Here is an 18647-nt window from a genome sequence, read left to right on the forward strand (position 1 = left end):
ACCTTGGTTGCCCTTTTGTTTGATGACCCAACGTAAACTCGGTTGAATGAACGATCTATATATGTCAGTTCTCATTTCTGTAGAGTTCGTTCAGGATCATGTCGTGAGCCTCGCTGTCGCCGATCCCCTTTCCGACATTCTTGCTTTGCTGAGGCCACACGACTGCATCGCTGCGGGCCTTGATGCGGGTGGCGACTGGTCAGTACGGTATGCCCATCACCCAGGTGTAAAATGCATCGGAATCCTGAAGGGGGGCTGCTGGTTGGCGATCGAGAGCCGGGGCAAACCCGTCTGGCTCGACACCGGCGACTGTGTGATGCTGCCGCGCGGCAGAGCGTTCGTCATATCTGCAAGCGGCAGCCGTATTGGTGATGCCGCAGAGACGGTGCATTCCGCGCCATCGCATGGTGATACTGCGACGCTTGGTGGCGGCGGTGACTTCTTCATGACCGGGGCACGGTTTCTGCTGAATGGCCCGGCCTCGGAGATTTTGATGGCGACGCTGCCAGATGTGATCGCGATCCGTGCTGCGGCCAACGACCAGTCTGTAAGTGGGGAGACCGTACGCTGGGCCATTGCACAGATCGGCGTCGAGCTTCAGTTGCGCCGCCCCGGTTACGCGAGTGCGATCGAGCATCTGTCTCATATTCTACTTACTGAGCTAATGCGGCGGCACCTGGAGGAGGGCGATGGGGGGCAGGTTGGATGGACCGCCGCGCTTGCGGACCCATTCCTTCGACGTGCTTTTGCCGCCATGCATCACGACCTCTCTAACCACTGGACCGTCGCGACACTAGCCGAGCGGGCAGGCCTGTCACGTACCGCTTTCGCGGTTCGGTTCGCGCGGATCGTCGGGCAACCGCCGATGAGCTACATGACACTTTGGCGGATGCTATGGGCAGCCAAGAGGCTCGATCGGGATGGTACGACGGTTGCCGAAGTTGCAGCTGAGGTCGGATACTCCTCAGAAAGTGCCTTCACTGCAGCGTTTAAACGGACTTTAGGAAAGACGCCGCGACGGTTCGTTGGCAGCACCGTGAACTCGACCTCCGGCCAAAGCTAAGCGGCTCGGCAACTGGTTTTCAAAGTCAGTGAACTGCAACGACGTGTTCGTTGAACAAGATCTTTGCACGCGCCTGTCAAGCGCCCAAGTTTCGACAGCCGTCCAATATGCCGAGGGGCCTCGGCTCGTCTTTCTATCGGCTTGGCTCTTTTTAGAGCGCCGGAAACTTGCGGTGGAAACAACGATTGAAAACGACTGCGCATTGCGCGAGACATACCGCGTCCGCTTCAGTTCAAAGCGCAGTTAGAGGGTACGGTCAATCTGTCGCCGCTGCACATGTCAGCCGTCCCATCACTCGAGTAGCTATGTTTCATTTTATCCATTCCAGCGATCTTCATCTCGGAAAGCGTTTCGGCAACTTCGAGGGTGACCTGCCCAGCCGGTTGCGCGAAGCGAGGCACCACGCAATCGCGCGGCTGGCTGCACACGCCCGCGAGCAAAACGCCAAAATGGTCCTGCTGGCTGGAGACACCTTCGATACTGAGACACCTGCACCGCATGTGCGACGACAGGCGTTTGCCGAGATGGCGGATGATCCTGCGATCAAGTGGGTGATCTTGCCAGGTAATCACGATTCCTTGCAGGCCTCACAGCTCTGGACAGCGTTGAATGCAGAAGCGCCAGAAAACGTCGTCCTCGCCGTTGAGCCCCGGCCGATCGAACTTGCGACAGGTGTGGTCCTGTTTCCCGCACCATGCACGACGCGCCGGCCTGGCCGAGACCTGACGGAGTGGATGGACGGTCAAGCCACACCCGATGGGACGCTGCGTATTGGGCTTGCCCATGGTGCCATTCGCAATTTTTCGGAAGAGGCAGCCGCCTCCGAGGTTATTGCACCAGACCGGGCAAGGCGCGCAGGGCTCGACTATCTCGCGCTCGGCGATTGGCATGGCATGGTCAGTGTGGACCCGCGAACCCATTATTGTGGGACGCCAGAGCCGGACCGTTTCAAACATGATGCGCCCGGTACGGCTCTGCTGGTCACGATCGCCGGCCCATCGAGCATACCGGATATTCGAGCCTTGCCCACGGAGACATTCGCCTGGCGTCGCCTCGATCTTCATCTGCTTGAAGGCGACGCTCCAGAGCCTGCTCTCAATTCCTTGCTACCCGCCTCAAGGGAACGCAGGAACTCGCTGATCCGGGTGGTGGCATCAGGGCATAGCCGCTTGGCAGGGCGCGCGGAGCTTGTCGCTGCCGTGGAAAGGGCAGTTCCGGATTTCGCTTTTCTGGAGCTGGACCAGGATGGATTGGTCACGGAATGCGAGCTGGAAGACCTAGACCAGATCGATCGCGGCGGCGCCCTGCGTGAAGCTGCCAATGCGCTGCTTGCCGAGTCTACAGATGAACGTCGACCCTTGTCTGAGCGCGGGATCGCGCGGGCGGCCTTGATGCGCCTCTACTCCTATACGCAGGCGGTCACATCATGAAGATCTCGGCCATACGCCTCTTCAATGTCAAACGGTTCGCCGGTCGCGGCGTTGCCATCGAAGGTATCGGAGATGGCGTGAACGTGCTTTGCGCCGCCAATGAGTTCGGCAAGTCGACGAGCTTTGAAGCCTTGCATGCACTCTTTTTCCAACCTCATTCAGGCACTCCGGGCGATGTCCAGAAATTGCGCCCCTATAGCGGTGGGAATCCGTTGGTCGAGGCCGATATCACGACCGGCGAGGGCAGCTTCCGAGTTACCAAGCAATACTATGGTGGGCGGTCAGCCCGAGTGGTGGATCTGGCATCGGGCCGGCTCGTCGCCCAGGCCGATGAGGCAGAAAACTTCATCACCAGCCTGATCAGGGGAGGGACCTCCGGACCTGCGGGTCTCCTCTGGGTGCGCCAAGGCATCACCGGTATTGAGAAGCGAAGCCGCACCGAGGAAGAGGGGGAAAAACAGGTTCGTCAGAGCTTGCTCGAATCCGTCCAGGGAGAGGTGGAAGCCGTCACCGGCGGGCGCCGGATGGCCGAGATCATGGCGGCAGCCAAGGAAGCCCTCTCAGACATGGTCACGGCGACCGGCAGACCGAAAGCTGGCGGTCGCTATGCAGCTGCGATTGAGGAACGGGATAGGCTCGCCAATGATGAGGCGCGGCTGGCAGCTGACGTGAGCCGCTTGCGCCAAGCGCTGGACCAACGTGCGAACGCTGCAGCGAGGCTTATCGAAGTCGACAGCCCTTCAGAAAGAGAAGAACGCAGGGCGGCCATTCAGAAAGCCCAGAGCAGATTCGATGCCGTCAAGGCGCAGAACGAGAAACTTAAGACGGCGGAAGCGGAACTGAAGCTCGTTCGTGAGAGGCGAAACGCAGCAGAGCGGGAACTGAAGGCGTTCATCGAAGCTCAGGAAAGGGCAGCCGTTCTGCAAGAAAATCTAGCTTCTGCACAGAGCAAGAGGACCGAAGCGATAACGCGGCGCCGCGAGGCAGCTGACACTATTAAAAAGACACGTGACGACGTTGAGCGCGCGGAGACTGAGGAGCAGGAGCTCCGGGAGCGGCTTGCCCGCTTCGACGCGGCAACAAAGGCACGCGAGGCGTACGAGCGTCTGGCAGACCTGAAGCAACGCTTGGCCGAGGCAGAGAAGGTCCGTCAGAGCATTGAAGAGAGTGAGGCGCAACGCGTCCTCCTGCAAATCTCGGCAAGGTCCATCGAAGAGCTGCAAGCATGCGAAGTCGAAATCGCCAAGCTCCGTGCCTTCGATGAGGCCGCTCGCCCCTCAGTCTCAATCCACTACGAGGCAGAGGCGGCCGGAAGGGTGACCCTCGACGGCAAGCCTTTGACAGATGGGGAAGACCGGACCTACGACGGACAGGCTTGGCTTGAAGTCGAAGGAATTGGGACAATCATCCTGCGATCCAACCGCCCTGGTCGGGATGATAATCAACTGGCGCTGGGAGAAGCGGCACGAACCGCCCTCCTGGCTTCAATGGGCGTCGATAGCCTCTCTGCAGCGCGAGACAGGCAAGCCAGGGCACAGCTGGCCGATGGTGACCTGCGGGGATTGCGGGCCCGGCTGTCCTTCATTGCTCCAGAGGGTTTGGCGAAACTCAGACAGGACGTGGCTACGGGTGACGCGATCAGCCTCGAGGTTCTCGACCTGAGCGAAGATCCGACATTGCTTAGCACCCAGCTGGCACAAGCCGAAGACCGCCGCAAGCAGGCGCGTCTCGCCCTCCGAGAGGTAGAGCCAGACCAGTCTCGTGCCGATGAAGCTTTCGTCGCCACTGAAACGACATTGACCTCCCTCCTGTCCGATCGGGCGCAGGTGGATGCTATCCTGGGGCCGGAAGAAGCTCGTGCAGAGCGCGCGCGCTCGTTGTCGACCACGCTGACCGATCTGGATCAATCCCTTTCTGAGGCGGAGGCACATGTCCTGAAATTGGGTGCAGATGCCGGGGATCTCGCGTCGATCGAGGCGGCGCTGACGCGTGCTCGCTCGATCGAAGCAGCAGTCGACAAAGAGATAAATGCGCTGCGGGAGACCATGGCCGGACTGAACGCAGAGATACGGGCGCAATCCGAAGAGGCCGTGGAAGAAAAATGGCGCGAGACTTCGGAGGCGCTCACTGCGGCGACCGCGCGGGTGGCTGCATACGAGAAGGAGGTGGCGGTCCTGCAGCGTGTGACTGCCGCCTTGGAAAATGCCAGGTCTGAGGCTCGCGAACTCTACCTCAAGCCTGTCATGGCTGAGCTCGGACCGCTGCTGAGACTTCTTTTCGACGATGTCTCGATCACCTTTGATGACAGGACGCTTCTGCCCCAGACCATTTTGCGTAATGGACAGGAAGAAGACGTCGACCGCCTGAGCGGCGGTATGCGGGAGCAGCTGTCCATACTGACGCGATTGGCCTTTGCGAGGCTTCTCGCACGTGACGGCCGGCCCGCGCCCGTCATCCTCGATGATGCCCTGGTCTATTCGGACGACGACCGCATTGAGAAGATGTTCGACGCCCTCCACAGGCAGTCTCGGGACCAGCAGATTATCGTGTTCTCCTGTCGGCAGCGTGCGTTTCAGAAGCTCGGAGGAAATGTGCTGCAAATGAAGGACTGGCAGACGTAGGGCCGCTTCGACAGCGTTCTATGTTCGTATCCCCCTCAAGACCTCAGTGAAGAACGTATCAACAGATACTGCCTTGTGACCGCGTGGCCCGATGGACCGCGAAGCTTGAGCGTCACACAGCGATGCAAGTCGGGCTGACCAAACCTCTGAAAAGTGCCTGGATCAATGACACGTCAATAGGCGCTTGTATGGACGCGAGGCTCCTATGATTGCGAAAGCAGGCCGCTCGTCTGAATTCCCCACGTGATCGACGGCTCTTACAATGTGAGACGCAATGGAAAGCCAAGATTGCGGACGAAGTCCCTTTCTGTAGGCTTGCACAAGAGCTGGATCATGCCAATCGTGCCAGTCGACAATAGGGAGGATACTATGAGACACACAATCTTCGGAAGCATCGCTGCACTCGTCATTGCGGGTTTGACCGCCTCTGCAGGTCCGACTGCAGCGCAAGAACACAGTCTTCGCATCGGCTCGGTTCAAGCTGAAAACGATCCAATCATTCGCGGCTTTAACGAATTCAAGCGTCTGGTCGAGGAGCGTTCGAACGGCCGGATCGAGATTCTGGTATATCCAAACGGCCAATTGGGCGACACGCAGGAAGTCCAGGATCAGGCATTGGCGGGTGGAAACGTCGCGGCCTTTACCGACCCAAATCTTCTGGCGACCTTCAAGCCTGAATTCGGCATTATCGGTGCACCCTATGTCTTTGAGAGCTACGAAGACGCTGACCGCTTCACTTCATCGCAGACCTTCAAGAAATGGGCTGAAGACCTGCGAGCTGAGAGCGGGTTCGTGACGCTTGCCTTCAACTGGTATCAAGGTCCTCGCAACTTGATGACCAAGAAGCCGATCGCAAGTCGAGCTGATGTGAACGGTTTGCGGATACGCACCCCGGGCGCGCCTGTTTGGGTCGCCGCGGGCAAGGCGCTTGGCGGCACGCCAACCCCCATGGCCTGGGGCGAAGTCTATTCCGCACTGCAATTGGGAGCCATTGATGGTGTCGAATCCCAGCCTTCGGGCGCCGTCGGATCGAAGTTTCACGAAGTCACTACGCACGTTACCAAGACGGAGCACATTCACCTGATTACCGGGATAGTGGTGGGAGACCTCTGGTGGAAGACACTTTCCCCCGAAGATCAGGCTTTGGTGCAAGAGGCGGCAGTTGAGGGAGGTCGCTTCATGTCGAACCTTGTTGTCGGCCAGCTGGAGCAAGACTTTGCAAAAATGCAGGCTGCCGGCGTCACCATCTCCGATATCGATAAGGCTGAGTTTAAGGCTGCTGCCGCCGTAGAGCTTGAGGCACTCGGACTGATGCCGGCCCTGGAAGCCGTCCGGTCAGAACTCGGTCGAAACTGAGCGTTCAGGAATTAAGGCGGCGCCGGCTTGAATGGAGGCGGCGCCGTCGTCTGTGAGGAGGCAGAACAAAATGGGCGAATTCTATCTCAGACTGCGTAAGGCTGAGGTTTGGCTCGCGGCGCTCGCACTTTGTGGCGTAGTCGGGCTGGTGACATGGGCGACCCTGACACGGGTTCTGGGTGTACCCAGCATTTGGGTGATCGAAGTAACGCAGATACTCTTCGCCTGGACATGCCTTCTATCGGCATCAGTGGCTTATCGGAACGCGACCCTGTTTTCTGTCGATTTCCTCTCGATGCGGTTACCGAAACGGTACAGGGCAGCCTTGCGGCTTGTTCAAGCGATACTTGTCCTTGGTATGGTCGTTTGGCTTGCAATCGTTGCGCTCGATTTTGTTGCTTTGGCGGATCGCCGGACGCTCCCTTTGACCGGGATACCGTTTTCCTTTGTGGCGGCAACCATCCCTGTTGCATGCATAATGATGGCACTGACCAGCCTTGAAACAATCATGGACGTCCTGCAGAGCGCGAGTGCGCCGGAAGAGAGCTTGTAATGCTGCTGCTTGGTGTCGGACTTTTTCTCTTGGCCGTCTTGATCGGCTTGCCTGTAGCCTTTGCGCTTCTCCTAGCATCAGCACCAACATTCCTGACGGGCGAATACCTGCCGCCGCAAATCGCCGTTCAAAAAATGGTAGCGGTGACGCAATCCTATTCCTTGATGGCAATTCCGTTCTTTGTCTTGGCGGGCAATATCATGGTTGCCTCCGGCATTGCCGAGCGTCTGGTTCAGTTCAGCAAGGTGATGGTGGGTTGGACTGTGGGAGGCCTTGCCCAGGTGTCCATCATACTGAGCCTGGTCATGGGCGGGATATCAGGATCTGCCGTCGCAGATGCGGCCATGCAATCGCGCCTGCTCGGGGGGCCGATGATTGCCAAGGGGTATTCTCGCGGCTTTGCAGCCGGCGTCATCACCTATTCATCGATCATCACGGCCCTTATCCCGCCGTCGATTGGGTTGATCGTTTTTGGTGTGATTGCAAATGTCTCGGTTGGCCGTCTTTTGCTTGCGGGGATCATTCCCGGACTGATTCTGACGGTCGCCCTGATGGTTTACACCTGGATTGCTGCCGCACGCGCTGGTTACGGCGCTGATGACATGCCACGGCCGACCTTGAAGGATGTGACCAATGCCACGCTGCGCGCGTTCTGGGCGTTGATGTTCCCGGTCTTTCTGCTCGTGGGTTTCCGTTTTGGGATCTTCACCGCCACAGAGGCCGGTGCATTCGTGGTGTTGTATTCTACGTTTATCGGCTTCTTCGTCTATGGTGAATTGACCTTCTCCAAATTGGTCGAGGCTCTGCGCCAGTCCCTTTCCGATATCGGCATGATCATGTTCATAATCATTGTCGCGGCTGTGCTGGGCCACGTAATCGTTTTGGAACAGGCTCCCGCCGGAATGGCGCAAGCGCTTGGGGCGGTAACGCAGAACCCCACGCTCACTCTTTTGCTGGTGCTGGGTTTCCTGGTGATTGCAGGCATGCTGATGGAGGCAACGGTGAACGTACTTTTGTTGACGCCGATTTTCCTGCCAATTCTCACCGCCCAAGGTCATGATCCGATCCATGTCGGTGTACTCATGGTGACAATTATCACGATGGGCAGCAACACGCCGCCACTTGGAATATCTATGTTTACCGTCTGCGGTATGCTGAATGTGACGATCAGGGAATATATTCGGGGATCAACGCCTTTCTTTCTGGTTATGATGGCCGTCTTCCTGTTGCTGGCATTGGTGCCGGCACTGGTGACCTGGCTACCCTATCAGGCGATGGGCCAATGAGGCGGCTGTTGATCACAGGGGCCGCCGGTGGACTTGGGCAGGGCATTCTCGACTTTTTGCGGCCGCACTTTGCGCTGCGCCTTTTGGATATTGTCCCCGTGTCTAAGCTTCATCCGGGCGATGAAGAGGTCACAGGGGATCTGGCGGATCCAGATTTCGCGACACGAGCGGTGGCCGGCTGCGAAGCAGTCCTTCATTTGGCCGCCGTTCATGGACTGACGATCCCCTTCGAAGCCACGCTCAATAGCAATTACCGAGCGGTCCTGAACTTGATGGAGGCGGCGCGGGTAGAACGCATTCGACCGATTGCTTTTGCAAGCAGCAATCACGGCTGGGGATTTCATCCACGAACAAGTGCTCCTTTGGCTGTGACATCTCCCCCTCGTCCGGACGGCTGGTATGCCGTCTCAAAGGTCTGGGGTGAGGCGGTCATGGCGCTCTATGGTGATGCCTATGGAATGGCGACCACGAGCCTGCGGATCGGAAATTGCGGGCCGGATGTCCCTGATGAGCGACGAAGTCACATGTGGATCTCATATCGAGATCTCGCTTCGCTCATTGTCATCGCTCTGCAGCGAGAGGATCCTGGGCATCGTGCGCTCTTCGCCTGTGGTGAATGCCCGGATCCTTTTTTTGACACGAGCAGCGCCAAGGAATTAGGCTTCAGTCCGCTTGACCCTGCCATTGATCATTTGGCCGATCCTGGGATCGCCGATCAGTCGCCATCGGATGGTATGGCTGGCCTTGCTATAGGCGGTGCTTTTGCTGCGGCGAACTTCCAGGCCGACATTCACAACTGGAGCAAATCGTGAGATCTGAGACCATCCGCAACGTTGAGACAATCTTGCTGTCGATTCCATTTACCGATGGCGGCGCGGGGGAGGGATTGACCCCTTCGCGTTGGAACGCGCTCGATATCGTGCTGATCCGCATCGAAACCAGCGAAGGCCGCGTTGGCTGGGGTGAAGCATTTGGTTATTTTTGCGCAGAGGCCGTAAAGGCGATGATGGACAGATCCATTGCACCTTTGCTGATCGGTCAGCCCACCTTTGATCCAGCAGCCCTGGGAGAGGAACTTCAGAGGCGGATGGCCTTATTTGGACGCTACGGTATAACGATGTTCGCCCTTTCGGGTGTGGATATCGCGCTTTGGGATCTAAAAGCAAAAGCTGCGGGGCAGTCGCTGGGAGACCTCTTGGCTGTTACTCCCCGCGACAGCATTCCTGCCTATGCGAGCCTCGTTCGCTATGGAGATGCAGACGTGGCGGCAGCATTTACTGAGCGTGCGTATAGCGAAGGTTATGGTCATATAAAGTTGCATGAGGTCACAAGGCCTGAGATCGCAGCCTGTGATGCCGCCCGCGGCACGAGCGCACTGATGGTCGACGTCAACTGCAGTTGGTCCATGAGCGAGGCGCGCAAAATGGCGCGGTGGTTGGGCGAAATCGGATGTTTCTGGTTGGAAGAACCGATTTTTCCTCCGGAAGATTTCAGCGGTCTTGCGGATCTGGCAGGGCATGGCCTTGCCCTTTCGGCGGGCGAAAACCTCTGTACCCACTGGCAATTCGCTCAGATGATTTCATCGGCAGCCGTCAGCTATCCGCAGCCATCGGTCACAAAGGTTGGGGGTGTATCGGAATTCCTCAAGATTGCCGCGCTTGCGGAAACGGCCGGACTGACCTTGATGCCCCACTCACCGTATTTCGGTCCGGGTTATCTAGCCACCTTACAGCTCTGCAGCATTCTGTCAGGCGACGCGATCTTCGAACACTTGTATATATGGCCGGAGGCAGAGCTCTACCCCGACATGCCGTTGCCGATCTCTGGACGCATCACGCGTCCGAAGGGGCCAGGGCTGGGGATCGAACCTGATCCGGCTGTTATTGCCCAGTATCGCACGACGTAATATGGTGGACGTTGTCCTGCAGGCCGGGCCCCTCAGCCTCACCTTGCGGCCGGCCTGGGGAGGTCGGCTCACTTCTTTTTCTCACAGGAGCGGTGGCGATATCTTGCTGCCGGTTGTCGACACAGTTTTTGATCCTGAAAACTGGCCCCGCGCCGGAGCCTATCCGCTGGTCCCTTTTCACAATCGTGTCGCCAATGCTCGCTGCCAATTCGCGGGGCGTGAAGCGCAACTGGAGCCGCACCCGTCCAGTCTTCCCCATGCACTCCATGGGATGGGTAGCCGATTGCCGTGGATGCTTGGCAGGCGGACAGGGCAAATGGCCGAATTGAAGCTGTGCCGCCGCGGTGACAAGACATGGCCATGGAGCTTCGAGGCAGCTCAGGTGCTTGAGCTTGACCCAAACGGTCTATACGTCACTCTGCGCCTCACCAATATTGATGAGGTCCCGATGCCAGGGGGGCTCGGCTGGCATCCCTATATTCCACGCCCGATCCGCATTCGCGACGATGCATTGATCGGCTGGCCAATCCAGGCGGACTATCTGCCCGGCTCCGGCCCTGTTGAGCGTGGCGAACTGAGCGGCGAAACGCTTTATCTTGCACAATGGACCCGCGTGCGCCTGGATCTTCCCACTGGATTATGTTTGAGGTTTCATAAACCAGTTGAGTTGCCGCATTTGGTGATCCATCAACCGGTTGGGCGCCATGCTTGTGTGGAGCCGGTCAGCCATTTGGCGAATGCCCTGACACAGCCAGGCATACCGGACATGGGGCCGATTGCGCCGGGTGCCACCATGGTATGTCATTTCCGCTTTGATGTTATGCTCAACCCGTTCCCACCGGTAGACGGAATACATGACCGGATAACGGCGCGTGAATGAGCTCTTCACGACGCAGTCTGTGACGCGCCGAGGTCACGAAGAGCGCTCGACCATCCTCGCCGACACACAAGCCGGTCGCGTCTGCAATTGGCAATGCCGAGCTTTGAGAAATTTCACCGACATCATTCAGGCGCAGAACGCTCCAACCACCAGTCAGTGCCAGCCAGTATCCTCCATCGCCGGCGTCTGCCACTCCTGAAGGCATCCCCGCGGCGCGTGAGATGTTCGCAAACAATCTCAGTCGACGCGTCGTCGGGTCAAAACGATGCAGGCTGCCGCCTTCTGCCGATACAACAAAAACGCTTCTATCCTGCATGGCCGCGAGGGATGTCGCTGCGCAGGGTAAATCGATCGTGTCGATCAAACTTCCGTCTGCGCGCAAACGCCCGAGCCGGTTCTCAGATGTGGAAACCCAGAGATTGTCAGCCTGATCAGCACATCCTGCCAGGACCTTGAACCCGATAAAGGGCGTGCGGCGACCGAGTTCTGGAAAGACGACCTCGTCTTCATGGAAAACGGCAGGTCCTACTGCTTTTGTCATCGCGAACGCCTCAATTCGCTTCGAAAAAGTAGCAGCTTCTGTCACCAGGCCCGATGTATCCCGCTGGAGCAATGCAGAAGCATAGCGATCTGCCCAACTCAAAACCCCCGATTTTGCGTTCCAATGAGGATCAAGTCCATGAAATCCTGGTTGTTCCGTCACAGGCAGGTAGTCGAGCGCACTGACCTGCCCCACCTTGCGAGGGGTCAGTCGTGCAGCGATATGGTGAGCGGCCTCCTTAACCTCCTGCCCAAGATACTCTGTCCGCGCGAGAGTTATGCGAAAACTTGGACCGGCCACCGAGACCGCAGCAATGGGCATTCCGCTATCGTCAAGCACTGGTGCGCCAACGCAACGAGTACCCATGACGATCTCTTCGTCATCAAGCGCATATCCACGCGCACGGGTCTTGGCGAGCTCAACGTCAAGGAGAATAGGGTCGGTAATCGTGCGCTCAGTCAGCGCGACCAAGGAGCCCTCAAGCAGGCGATCCCGCTGAGCCTGCGGTAAATGTGCCAGAAACGCCTTGCCTTGGGAGGTGCAATGCAGCGGTTTGACTGAGCCAAGTGCAGCTGAAGAACGTTTGGAATGCGCACCCTGAAACCGACCTATCGAAAGTACGCCCGCACCTTCCATCACAGCCAGATAGGCCGTCTCACCAGTGATATCTCGCAGGCGCTTCAGTTCGCCGGCCGCAACCGTGGTCAGATCGGAAGACGCCCATACCTGGGTTGCCATATCCAGAAAGCCGTATCCAAGCATGAACTGACTGTCAGCTGGACGAACGAGGCCGCGCGCAGAGAGCGCCTGTAGAATACGGTAGAGTGTCGGTCGCGACAGATTGCAGGATTTCGACAACAGCGCATGATCAGCCGCCCCCCCATTGTGGCTGATGGCTTCCAATATATCAATCGCCTTGCCGATCAGTGCGGCTCCGGCAGGTATCGCCTTGGGATCTTTCACACTGATGGTGTCCCTTTGGTTGAGGGAGCGGCATAGACGCTCGACCATCTCATATCATGAGACTCCTGATCCGCCTACTGTTGAAGTCCTGTGATCTCCATGACACCGTTCCCTGACGCCCTCACCGGACCAGTCGATACAGGAGAAAGACATGGATAGAGGTTTTCGGGACAGTGACCCGGTTTCTGAGGCTGTGCTCGACATGCTGAGGCAATGTGGACAGGGAACGCTGACGACCCAGCTGTTCAAGCGAGGCTACCGTCAACAGTTCCTGGTCGGATTGGCCCCGCTGAGCCCAACCACTGGACGCTTTGCCGGCGAGGCCTTCACGTTGAGGTTCATTCCCAGCCGTGAAGACAAGGACTGGGACCTGGGGGATCTGCACAAACGCGGTGTGGATAATCTGCAATGGGAAGCCGTTGAAACCATAGGTCCTGGCCAGGTTCTGGTCATCGACAGCAGGAATGATCCGCGTGCAGCGTCAGCAGGAAATATGCTGCTGACACGGCTCATGCGGCGCGGTGCTGTGGCTGCGATCACCGACGGTGCTTTCCGAGACGGCACCGAAATTAAAGCCATGCCAATTCCCGCCTATTGTCGGGCCAATACGGCATCGACACGGCCGGCATTCCACCGTGCTGTCGGTATCAATGAGCCGATCGGTTGCGCGGATGTGGCGGTGTATCCCGGTGATATCATCGTGGGCGATGCTGACGGTGTGACGGTAATACCTCGCCATATTGCCGCAGATGTTGCCCAGGACGCGCTGGAACAGGAACAGCGTGAAGCATTCCTGTTTACCAAGATCGATGCCGGGGCGCCTCTTTGGGGGACTTATCCGGCTAACTCCGAAACGCTGGCCGAGTTTGAAACTCTGCGGTCCAAGGGAGCTCCATGATGACTGGTCCAGAGAAGGCTGAAGCGCTGATCCGTCACTATTTCATGATGTGCAATGCGGCAGATCGGCAAGGATTGATCGATTGCTTTACACCGGATGGAACCCATTACTTTCCTCCCGGTTTGCCGGGCGCTCCATGGCGGGGTGCCGAGGCGGTCGCGGACGGATGGTTGCGGTGTGTGGAGAATCTAGGCTCGAAGTGGACAATCGAAAAGGTTTTGGCAAGCTCTGACGGGCGCGAGGCGGTGATCGAGTGGACCCATTGGAAAACGGCGCTCGGCCAAGTCTTGCGCGGCGATGAGTGGTACATCTTCAACCATGACATCACGCGGATCGTTGAGATACGTGCCTATTATGCGAGCCCTGTGAATCATGATCGGCCGATCAATTGTTTGCAAGACTTCGATTATGAAGAAAGGGGATATCACCTGTCGCCCCCGAGCGTTCCGGGGAGATCCGACTGATGCAATTCGCACTGATCTGCCGTGATGGCACAAATGCACTTGGTCGCCGTCTTTCTGCTCGCACGGAGCATCTGGCAAGCGTCAAACGCCTCAAGCAACAGGGTAACATCATCGATGGCGGAGCCATTCTGGATGACGTTGGTCGCATGGTGGGCTCTGTGGTTCTGTGCGACTTTCCAAACAAAGAGGCCCTTGATGCTTGGCTATTGACCGAACCGTTTGTACGTGAGGGGGTCTGGGAGCAGATTGAAATCCTCGAGTTTCAGCGGGTAAACTGGGATCTATAGCATCGGCCATTGTGACACGGCATGAAAGCCGGATGTAACGCATCGCGCGCTTTCCTCATCCACGCTATGCGCAATCATGTTTCTTCCCGCTTGCCGCCTCAAGCGGCAGCGAGTCGCTCGTGTAGCTAAAAAACTCAATCACGCCGGCGCTTCAGTGAAGCGCTTGCAATGTAAACGTCACGCGATGGTAGGATGTGCGATCTGCAAAGCTCCACCAGGGCCTTTCTGTCACCTTGCTCCAGTGCACCGATGATGCCCCAGTGCTCTTTCCGCGCGCGCTCGAGATAGTCCGGATTGACCGCGGTGAGCGAGCGTGCGCCATGTACTTTCTGTGCGGACAGACGGATCATTTCGGCCAGATGCAGGTTGCCGCAGGCGGCGAAGAAGGTTGAGTGGAACTGCATGTTTGCCCGAAAAGCCCCGCGGGGATCCGCACCGGCGACAGCCCCGTCATGTCTGGCCTGAACCCGACGGAGTTCCTCGAGAATTTCCGGTGGTGGTGGCAAGGGAATTCGTTCGGCAGCGAGGGTCTCGAGGGAGATGCGCACTTCATAGATCTGTGCGACCTCATCCGGATCCAGTACGCGAACAAACGCGCCCTTGTTGGGCTGTCTTTCTGCGAGCCCCATCCGCTCCAACTCGAAGATAGCCTCGCGTACGACATGTCGCTTGACCGAAAACCGTTCGGCAATCGTCTCTTCGACAAGCCGTTCGCGCGGCTGGAGCCAGCCAAGGACGATTTCTTCTTCTAGTGCGCCGACCAGTTGGGCAAGGCGATCGGGGGTGTCTGCAGGCGTCGATTCAAGCATGATGGCACTTCTGCGAAAATTGTTGACAATCTTGTTAGCAATCTTGTAGCTCTGTTATGGAGAATGGCGGAGGTTAACATGGCACACAAGACCGGGATGCAAAAAGCGCTGGCAAACTACGGCGACGCGGCATTCTCGGTGTTCCTGCGCAAGGCCTTCATCAAGGCTATGGGATATACCGATGATGCGCTTGAAAGACCCATCATCGGGATCATCAATACAGCTTCCGACTACAATGCCTGCCATCGTAATGTTCCGGACCTCATTGAGGCCGTGAGCCGAGGCGTATTGCTTTCTGGTGGTATTCCGATGAGCTTCCCGGTGATCTCCATCCATGAAAGCTTTGCATCGCCCACTAGTCTTTATCTTCGCAATCTGATGGCGATGGACGTAGAGGAAATGGTCAAGGCTCAGCCCATGGATGCCGTGGTTTTGATCGGTGGCTGCGACAAGACTGTACCTGCTCTCCTGATGGGCGCTGCCAGTGCCAACATACCTGCAATCTTATTGGTGACGGGGCCAATGCTTGCTGGCAACTGGCGCGGTGAGCGGGTCGGTGCATGTACAGACTGCCGCCGCTTCTGGGCAAGGTTTCGGGCAGGTGACCTCGATGAGGGCCAGATCGCCGAGGTGAACTCTGAACTGGCTCCAACCGTTGGCACCTGTGGTGTCATGGGCACTGCAAGCACCATGGCTATGGCAACCGAGGCGATGGGAATGATGTTACCAGGCGGCGCTGCCATTCCCGCCGTATTTGCAGAGCGCCGCCGCAGCGCTGAGCGCACCGGCGCACGCGCAGTGGCAATGGCCGCAGAAAACCTGACACCGGACAAGATCATTACACCGGCTGCCATCCGTAACGCATTGCGGGTTGTTCTGGCGTCAGGTGGATCAACAAACGCGCTTATACATCTGACGGCCATAGCTGGACGACGAGGCATCAGCGTCAGCCTGGACGAGTTTGATGCCATGGGGCGACAGACCCCAGTACTTATCGATCTGAAGCCAAGCGGACAACACTATATGGAAGACCTGCACGAGGCCGGTGGATTAGCACCACTCCTGCGGGAACTGGGTGACCTGATTGAGGGCAATTGCTTGACCGTCACCGGGCGCACGCTCGCAGACAATCTGGCGGACGCCCCACCGTCGTTTGCCCAGCATGTGGTTCGTCCGATCTCCGACCCTGTCTATAGTGGCGGTGCCATGGCGATCTTGCGGGGCAATCTGGCGCCAGGCGGAGCCGTCATCAAGCAGGCGGCGGCCTCGAATGCCTTAATGAACCATGTCGGGCCTGCTATGGTCTTCAGCGATCTGGCCGATCTGGCTGCACGCATCGACAGCGACGATCTCGATGTAACGGCGGATAGTGTTCTCGTCTTGCGAAATGCAGGTCCCAAGGGAGCACCGGGCATGCCCGAGGCAGGCTATCTGCCGATCCCCCGTAAGCTTGCACGCCAAGGCGTCAAGGACATGGTCCGCATCTCCGACGCGCGCATGAGCGGAACGGCGTTCGGGTCTATTGTTCTGCACATCACGCCTGAGGCCGCAGTCGGCGGACCACTTTCTTTGGTACAGACCGGTGACTTGATCCGGCTCGATGTGCCGGGACGGCGGATCGATATGCTGGTTGACGACGCTGAGCTGTCACGCCGCAAAGCAGCCTTGCCTTCCCCTGGACCAAGCGCCACACGGGGGTTCGAATGGTTGCACATGCATTCTGTGCTGCAGGCCGACAGGGGCTGTGACTTCAACTTTCTTACCTTTGAAGGAATTGATGAGGAGGCTGGTCGATGACCTATGCAATTTACCCCGATCTTGCAGGCCGAGCCGTTTTGATAACCGGGGGTGCCAGCGGTATCGGCGAAGGACTGGTCGAGGCCTTCGCATACCAGCAAGCCAAAGTTGGATTCATCGACATCGATGAGGCGCGGGGCAATGCCTTGGCCGATACTCTGACCAAAAAGGGTTTCCTCGTGAGGTTTGAAGCGGCCGATCTGACAAGTACGGCCGCGCTTCAGGCCGCAATCGGGCGCATCCGCACAGTGTTTGGCCAGATAACAGTGCTTTTGAACAACGCTGCCAACGATGAACGTCACCGGATCGAGGATTTAACAGACGCCTATTTCGAATCCAGGATCTCGGTGAACCTCAAGCATCAGGTCTTTGCAGCGCAGGCAGTATTGCCAGACATGATCGAGGCCGGAGGCGGATCCATCATCAATTTCGGATCGCATTCCTGGATCCTCGGGATGGGGGGGATGCCTCTTTACTCGGCCTGCAAGGCCGCAGTCCTCGGCTTAACTCGAGCAATGGCTCGTGATTATGGCCGCCACAGAATCAGGGTGAACCACTTCGCGCCCGGTTGGACGATGACCGAACGACAGCTGACGCATTGGCTCACTCCGGAAGCCGACGCAATGCGCGCCGAGCGCCAGTGCCTGCCGGAACGACTTTACCCAGCCGATATTGCGCGCGTCGCACTGTTCTTGGCTTCTGACCAATCTGCCGCGATCACTGCGCAAAGTGTGATCGCTGATGGCGGCTGGGCCTGACACCGAGCTTCAAAAACAAGAAGCGGGAAACCGCCACAAGTCATTCAACCCCGAGGAGGAGAACTCGATGACCACCAAACTGACCCGCCGTATGGCTCTCATTAGCTGTGCAGCAGCCATTGCACTGACCTCGCTTCCCGCTCTTTCGCAGGAGAAGCCGATCCTGGCCTTCGTGACGAATGCATCAGCCGATTTTTGGACAATTGCCCGCCGTGGCGCTGAAAAGGCGCAAACTGAGCTTCCCGACTATCAGGTCGAATTCGTCGTACCTGCCGAATCCACGCCGGCCGAACAGCGTCGTATCATTGATGACCTTCTGGCGCGGGGCGTGAAGGGCCTGGCGATCAGTCCGATCAACCCTGAAAACTCGACAGAGATTCTCAATAAGGTCGCTGCCGCTGGCGTGTTGTTCACGTCCGACAGCGACGCGCCGAATTCCAATCGTACGGTCTATATCGGGACCGATAATGTTGCCGCCGGAGTACAAGCGGGCGAGCTGATGAAGGAGGCCATGCCCGAGGGAGGAGATGCCATGCTCTTTGTCGGCACGATGGACAACGCAAACGCTCGCGAGCGGGTTGAGGGGATCCGCAAAGCACTTGAGGGCTCGAACATCAAGATCATCGATGTCAGGACGGACGAGATCGACTTTGTTAAGGCGCGTCGAAATGTCGAAGATACCCTGACGGCCTTTCCGGACATCGATATGCTGGTTGGGCTCTACAGCTACAACCCGCCACAGATTGTCGAAGCTGTGGCCGCCGCTGGGATGACAGGCAAGGTGAAGATTATTGGCTTTGACGAAGATGTTGTCACCCTGCGTGGCATCAAGGATGGTGCTGTCTACGGCACGATCGTGCAGCAACCCTTCGAGTTTGGCTACCAGTCGATTATCGGCATGGCCAAAGTGATTGGGGGCGACAGTTCCTGGATCCCCGAGAACAAGCTTTCGATCGTCCCCACCCGGGCTATCACCGGGTCTAACGTGCAGGAGTTCGAAGACAGCATGAAGGCGATGCTGGCGAACTGAGGCGC

Annotated in this window: 17 protein-coding genes; 15 read left to right on the forward strand and 2 right to left on the reverse strand. The window is 57.9% G+C overall.

Going from position 1 to position 18647, the window contains the following annotated elements; translation table 11 throughout:
- Positions 1 to 61 precede the first annotated feature (61 nt).
- The 9 genes from BSY240_RS22240 to BSY240_RS23815 all read left to right on the forward strand — a co-directional run bounded on the left by BSY240_RS22240 (position 62) and on the right by BSY240_RS23815 (position 11095).
- Positions 62 to 1063, forward strand: coding sequence for an AraC family transcriptional regulator (locus BSY240_RS22240; protein ID WP_069044126.1), 1002 nt, complete (start codon positions 62 to 64; stop codon positions 1061 to 1063).
- A 305-nt stretch (positions 1064 to 1368) separates the two neighbouring features.
- Complete coding sequence (locus BSY240_RS22245) at positions 1369 to 2493, forward strand: metallophosphoesterase family protein (RefSeq protein ID WP_069044127.1); 1125 nt, start codon at positions 1369 to 1371, stop codon at positions 2491 to 2493.
- Positions 2490 to 5114, forward strand: a complete 2625-nt coding sequence (locus BSY240_RS22250; protein WP_069044128.1) for a DNA-binding protein — start codon at positions 2490 to 2492, stop codon at positions 5112 to 5114. The genes BSY240_RS22245 and BSY240_RS22250 overlap by 4 nt, the downstream gene beginning before the upstream one ends.
- A gap of 369 nt (positions 5115 to 5483) precedes the next feature.
- The gene (locus BSY240_RS22255; protein ID WP_069044129.1) at positions 5484 to 6470 is read left to right on the forward strand and encodes a C4-dicarboxylate TRAP transporter substrate-binding protein; all 987 of its coding nucleotides are present in this window, start codon (positions 5484 to 5486) and stop codon (positions 6468 to 6470) included.
- 70 nt (positions 6471 to 6540) lie between these two features.
- Positions 6541 to 7023 (forward strand): TRAP transporter small permease, encoded by a 483-nt coding sequence (locus BSY240_RS22260; protein WP_171901625.1) that lies wholly within the window; start codon positions 6541 to 6543, stop codon positions 7021 to 7023.
- Positions 7023 to 8309: a TRAP transporter large permease gene (locus tag BSY240_RS22265; RefSeq protein WP_069044131.1), complete on the forward strand. Its 1287-nt coding sequence runs from the start codon at positions 7023 to 7025 to the stop codon at positions 8307 to 8309. Before BSY240_RS22260 ends, BSY240_RS22265 begins: the two co-directional genes overlap by 1 nt.
- A gap of 8 nt (positions 8310 to 8317) precedes the next feature.
- Positions 8318 to 9121 (forward strand): NAD-dependent epimerase/dehydratase family protein, encoded by an 804-nt coding sequence (locus tag BSY240_RS22270; protein ID WP_171901626.1) that lies wholly within the window; start codon positions 8318 to 8320, stop codon positions 9119 to 9121.
- On the forward strand, positions 9118 to 10215 hold the full coding sequence (locus tag BSY240_RS22275) for a mandelate racemase/muconate lactonizing enzyme family protein (protein ID WP_236759408.1): 1098 nt from the start codon (positions 9118 to 9120) through the stop codon (positions 10213 to 10215). Before BSY240_RS22270 ends, BSY240_RS22275 begins: the two co-directional genes overlap by 4 nt.
- A gap of 1 nt (position 10216) precedes the next feature.
- A complete protein-coding gene (locus BSY240_RS23815) occupies positions 10217 to 11095 on the forward strand; it encodes an aldose epimerase family protein (RefSeq protein ID WP_083229769.1) in 879 nt (292 codons plus the stop codon).
- Here the strand turns inward: BSY240_RS23815 and BSY240_RS22285 are convergent.
- A complete protein-coding gene (locus BSY240_RS22285; RefSeq protein WP_083229770.1) occupies positions 11040 to 12647 on the reverse strand; it encodes an IclR family transcriptional regulator domain-containing protein in 1608 nt (535 codons plus the stop codon). The genes BSY240_RS23815 and BSY240_RS22285 overlap by 56 nt on opposite strands.
- A 103-nt stretch (positions 12648 to 12750) precedes the next feature.
- Here BSY240_RS22285 and BSY240_RS22290 point away from each other — a divergent pair, with 103 nt between their 5' ends.
- The 3 genes from BSY240_RS22290 to BSY240_RS22300 are packed head-to-tail and all read left to right on the forward strand — an operon-like array spanning position 12751 to position 14248.
- A complete protein-coding gene (locus BSY240_RS22290) occupies positions 12751 to 13497 on the forward strand; it encodes a dimethylmenaquinone methyltransferase (protein WP_069044134.1) in 747 nt (248 codons plus the stop codon).
- Positions 13497 to 13961, forward strand: coding sequence for a nuclear transport factor 2 family protein (locus BSY240_RS22295; protein ID WP_069044135.1), 465 nt, complete (start codon positions 13497 to 13499; stop codon positions 13959 to 13961). Before BSY240_RS22290 ends, BSY240_RS22295 begins: the two co-directional genes overlap by 1 nt.
- Positions 13961 to 14248 (forward strand): YciI family protein, encoded by a 288-nt coding sequence (locus BSY240_RS22300; protein WP_069044136.1) that lies wholly within the window; start codon positions 13961 to 13963, stop codon positions 14246 to 14248. The genes BSY240_RS22295 and BSY240_RS22300 overlap by 1 nt, the downstream gene beginning before the upstream one ends.
- A 134-nt stretch (positions 14249 to 14382) precedes the next feature.
- On the opposite strand, the gene BSY240_RS22305 is transcribed toward BSY240_RS22300, so the two are convergent.
- The gene (locus tag BSY240_RS22305) at positions 14383 to 15057 is read right to left on the reverse strand and encodes a GntR family transcriptional regulator (RefSeq protein ID WP_069044137.1); all 675 of its coding nucleotides are present in this window, start codon (positions 15055 to 15057) and stop codon (positions 14383 to 14385) included.
- 78 nt (positions 15058 to 15135) lie between these two features.
- Between BSY240_RS22305 and BSY240_RS22310 the strand changes: the two genes are divergently transcribed.
- The 3 genes from BSY240_RS22310 (at position 15136) to BSY240_RS22320 (ending at position 18642) form a co-directional block, all read left to right on the forward strand.
- Complete coding sequence (locus tag BSY240_RS22310; RefSeq protein ID WP_150127573.1) at positions 15136 to 16854, forward strand: IlvD/Edd family dehydratase; 1719 nt, start codon at positions 15136 to 15138, stop codon at positions 16852 to 16854.
- Positions 16851 to 17612: an SDR family NAD(P)-dependent oxidoreductase gene (locus BSY240_RS22315; protein WP_069044139.1), complete on the forward strand. Its 762-nt coding sequence runs from the start codon at positions 16851 to 16853 to the stop codon at positions 17610 to 17612. Before BSY240_RS22310 ends, BSY240_RS22315 begins: the two co-directional genes overlap by 4 nt.
- 67 nt (positions 17613 to 17679) lie before the next feature.
- Positions 17680 to 18642 carry a sugar-binding protein gene (locus tag BSY240_RS22320; RefSeq protein ID WP_069044140.1) on the forward strand — a complete coding sequence of 321 codons (963 nt, stop codon included), beginning with the start codon at positions 17680 to 17682 and terminating at the stop codon, positions 18640 to 18642.
- Positions 18643 to 18647 lie beyond the last annotated feature (5 nt).

The organism is Agrobacterium sp. RAC06, assembly GCF_001713475.1.
In the GTDB taxonomy this organism is placed as follows: Bacteria; Pseudomonadota; Alphaproteobacteria; order Rhizobiales; family Rhizobiaceae; genus Allorhizobium.

Coding starts and splice junctions, on each gene's coding strand:
- BSY240_RS22255 (WP_069044129.1), top strand. CDS start 5,484: ATGAGACACACAATCTTCGGAAGCATCGCTGCACTCGTCATTGCGGGT.
- BSY240_RS22305 (WP_069044137.1), bottom strand. CDS start 15,057: ATGCTTGAATCGACGCCTGCAGACACCCCCGATCGCCTTGCCCAACTG.
- BSY240_RS22320 (WP_069044140.1), top strand. CDS start 17,680: ATGACCACCAAACTGACCCGCCGTATGGCTCTCATTAGCTGTGCAGCA.
- BSY240_RS22250 (WP_069044128.1), top strand. CDS start 2,490: ATGAAGATCTCGGCCATACGCCTCTTCAATGTCAAACGGTTCGCCGGT.
- BSY240_RS22265 (WP_069044131.1), top strand. CDS start 7,023: ATGCTGCTGCTTGGTGTCGGACTTTTTCTCTTGGCCGTCTTGATCGGC.
- BSY240_RS22310 (WP_150127573.1), top strand. CDS start 15,136: ATGGCACACAAGACCGGGATGCAAAAAGCGCTGGCAAACTACGGCGAC.
- BSY240_RS22315 (WP_069044139.1), top strand. CDS start 16,851: ATGACCTATGCAATTTACCCCGATCTTGCAGGCCGAGCCGTTTTGATA.
- BSY240_RS22290 (WP_069044134.1), top strand. CDS start 12,751: ATGGATAGAGGTTTTCGGGACAGTGACCCGGTTTCTGAGGCTGTGCTC.
- BSY240_RS22240 (WP_069044126.1), top strand. CDS start 62: ATGTCAGTTCTCATTTCTGTAGAGTTCGTTCAGGATCATGTCGTGAGC.
- BSY240_RS22245 (WP_069044127.1), top strand. CDS start 1,369: ATGTTTCATTTTATCCATTCCAGCGATCTTCATCTCGGAAAGCGTTTC.
- BSY240_RS22300 (WP_069044136.1), top strand. CDS start 13,961: ATGCAATTCGCACTGATCTGCCGTGATGGCACAAATGCACTTGGTCGC.
- BSY240_RS22285 (WP_083229770.1), bottom strand. CDS start 12,647: ATGGTCGAGCGTCTATGCCGCTCCCTCAACCAAAGGGACACCATCAGT.
- BSY240_RS23815 (WP_083229769.1), top strand. CDS start 10,217: ATGGTGGACGTTGTCCTGCAGGCCGGGCCCCTCAGCCTCACCTTGCGG.
- BSY240_RS22260 (WP_171901625.1), top strand. CDS start 6,541: ATGGGCGAATTCTATCTCAGACTGCGTAAGGCTGAGGTTTGGCTCGCG.
- BSY240_RS22295 (WP_069044135.1), top strand. CDS start 13,497: ATGACTGGTCCAGAGAAGGCTGAAGCGCTGATCCGTCACTATTTCATG.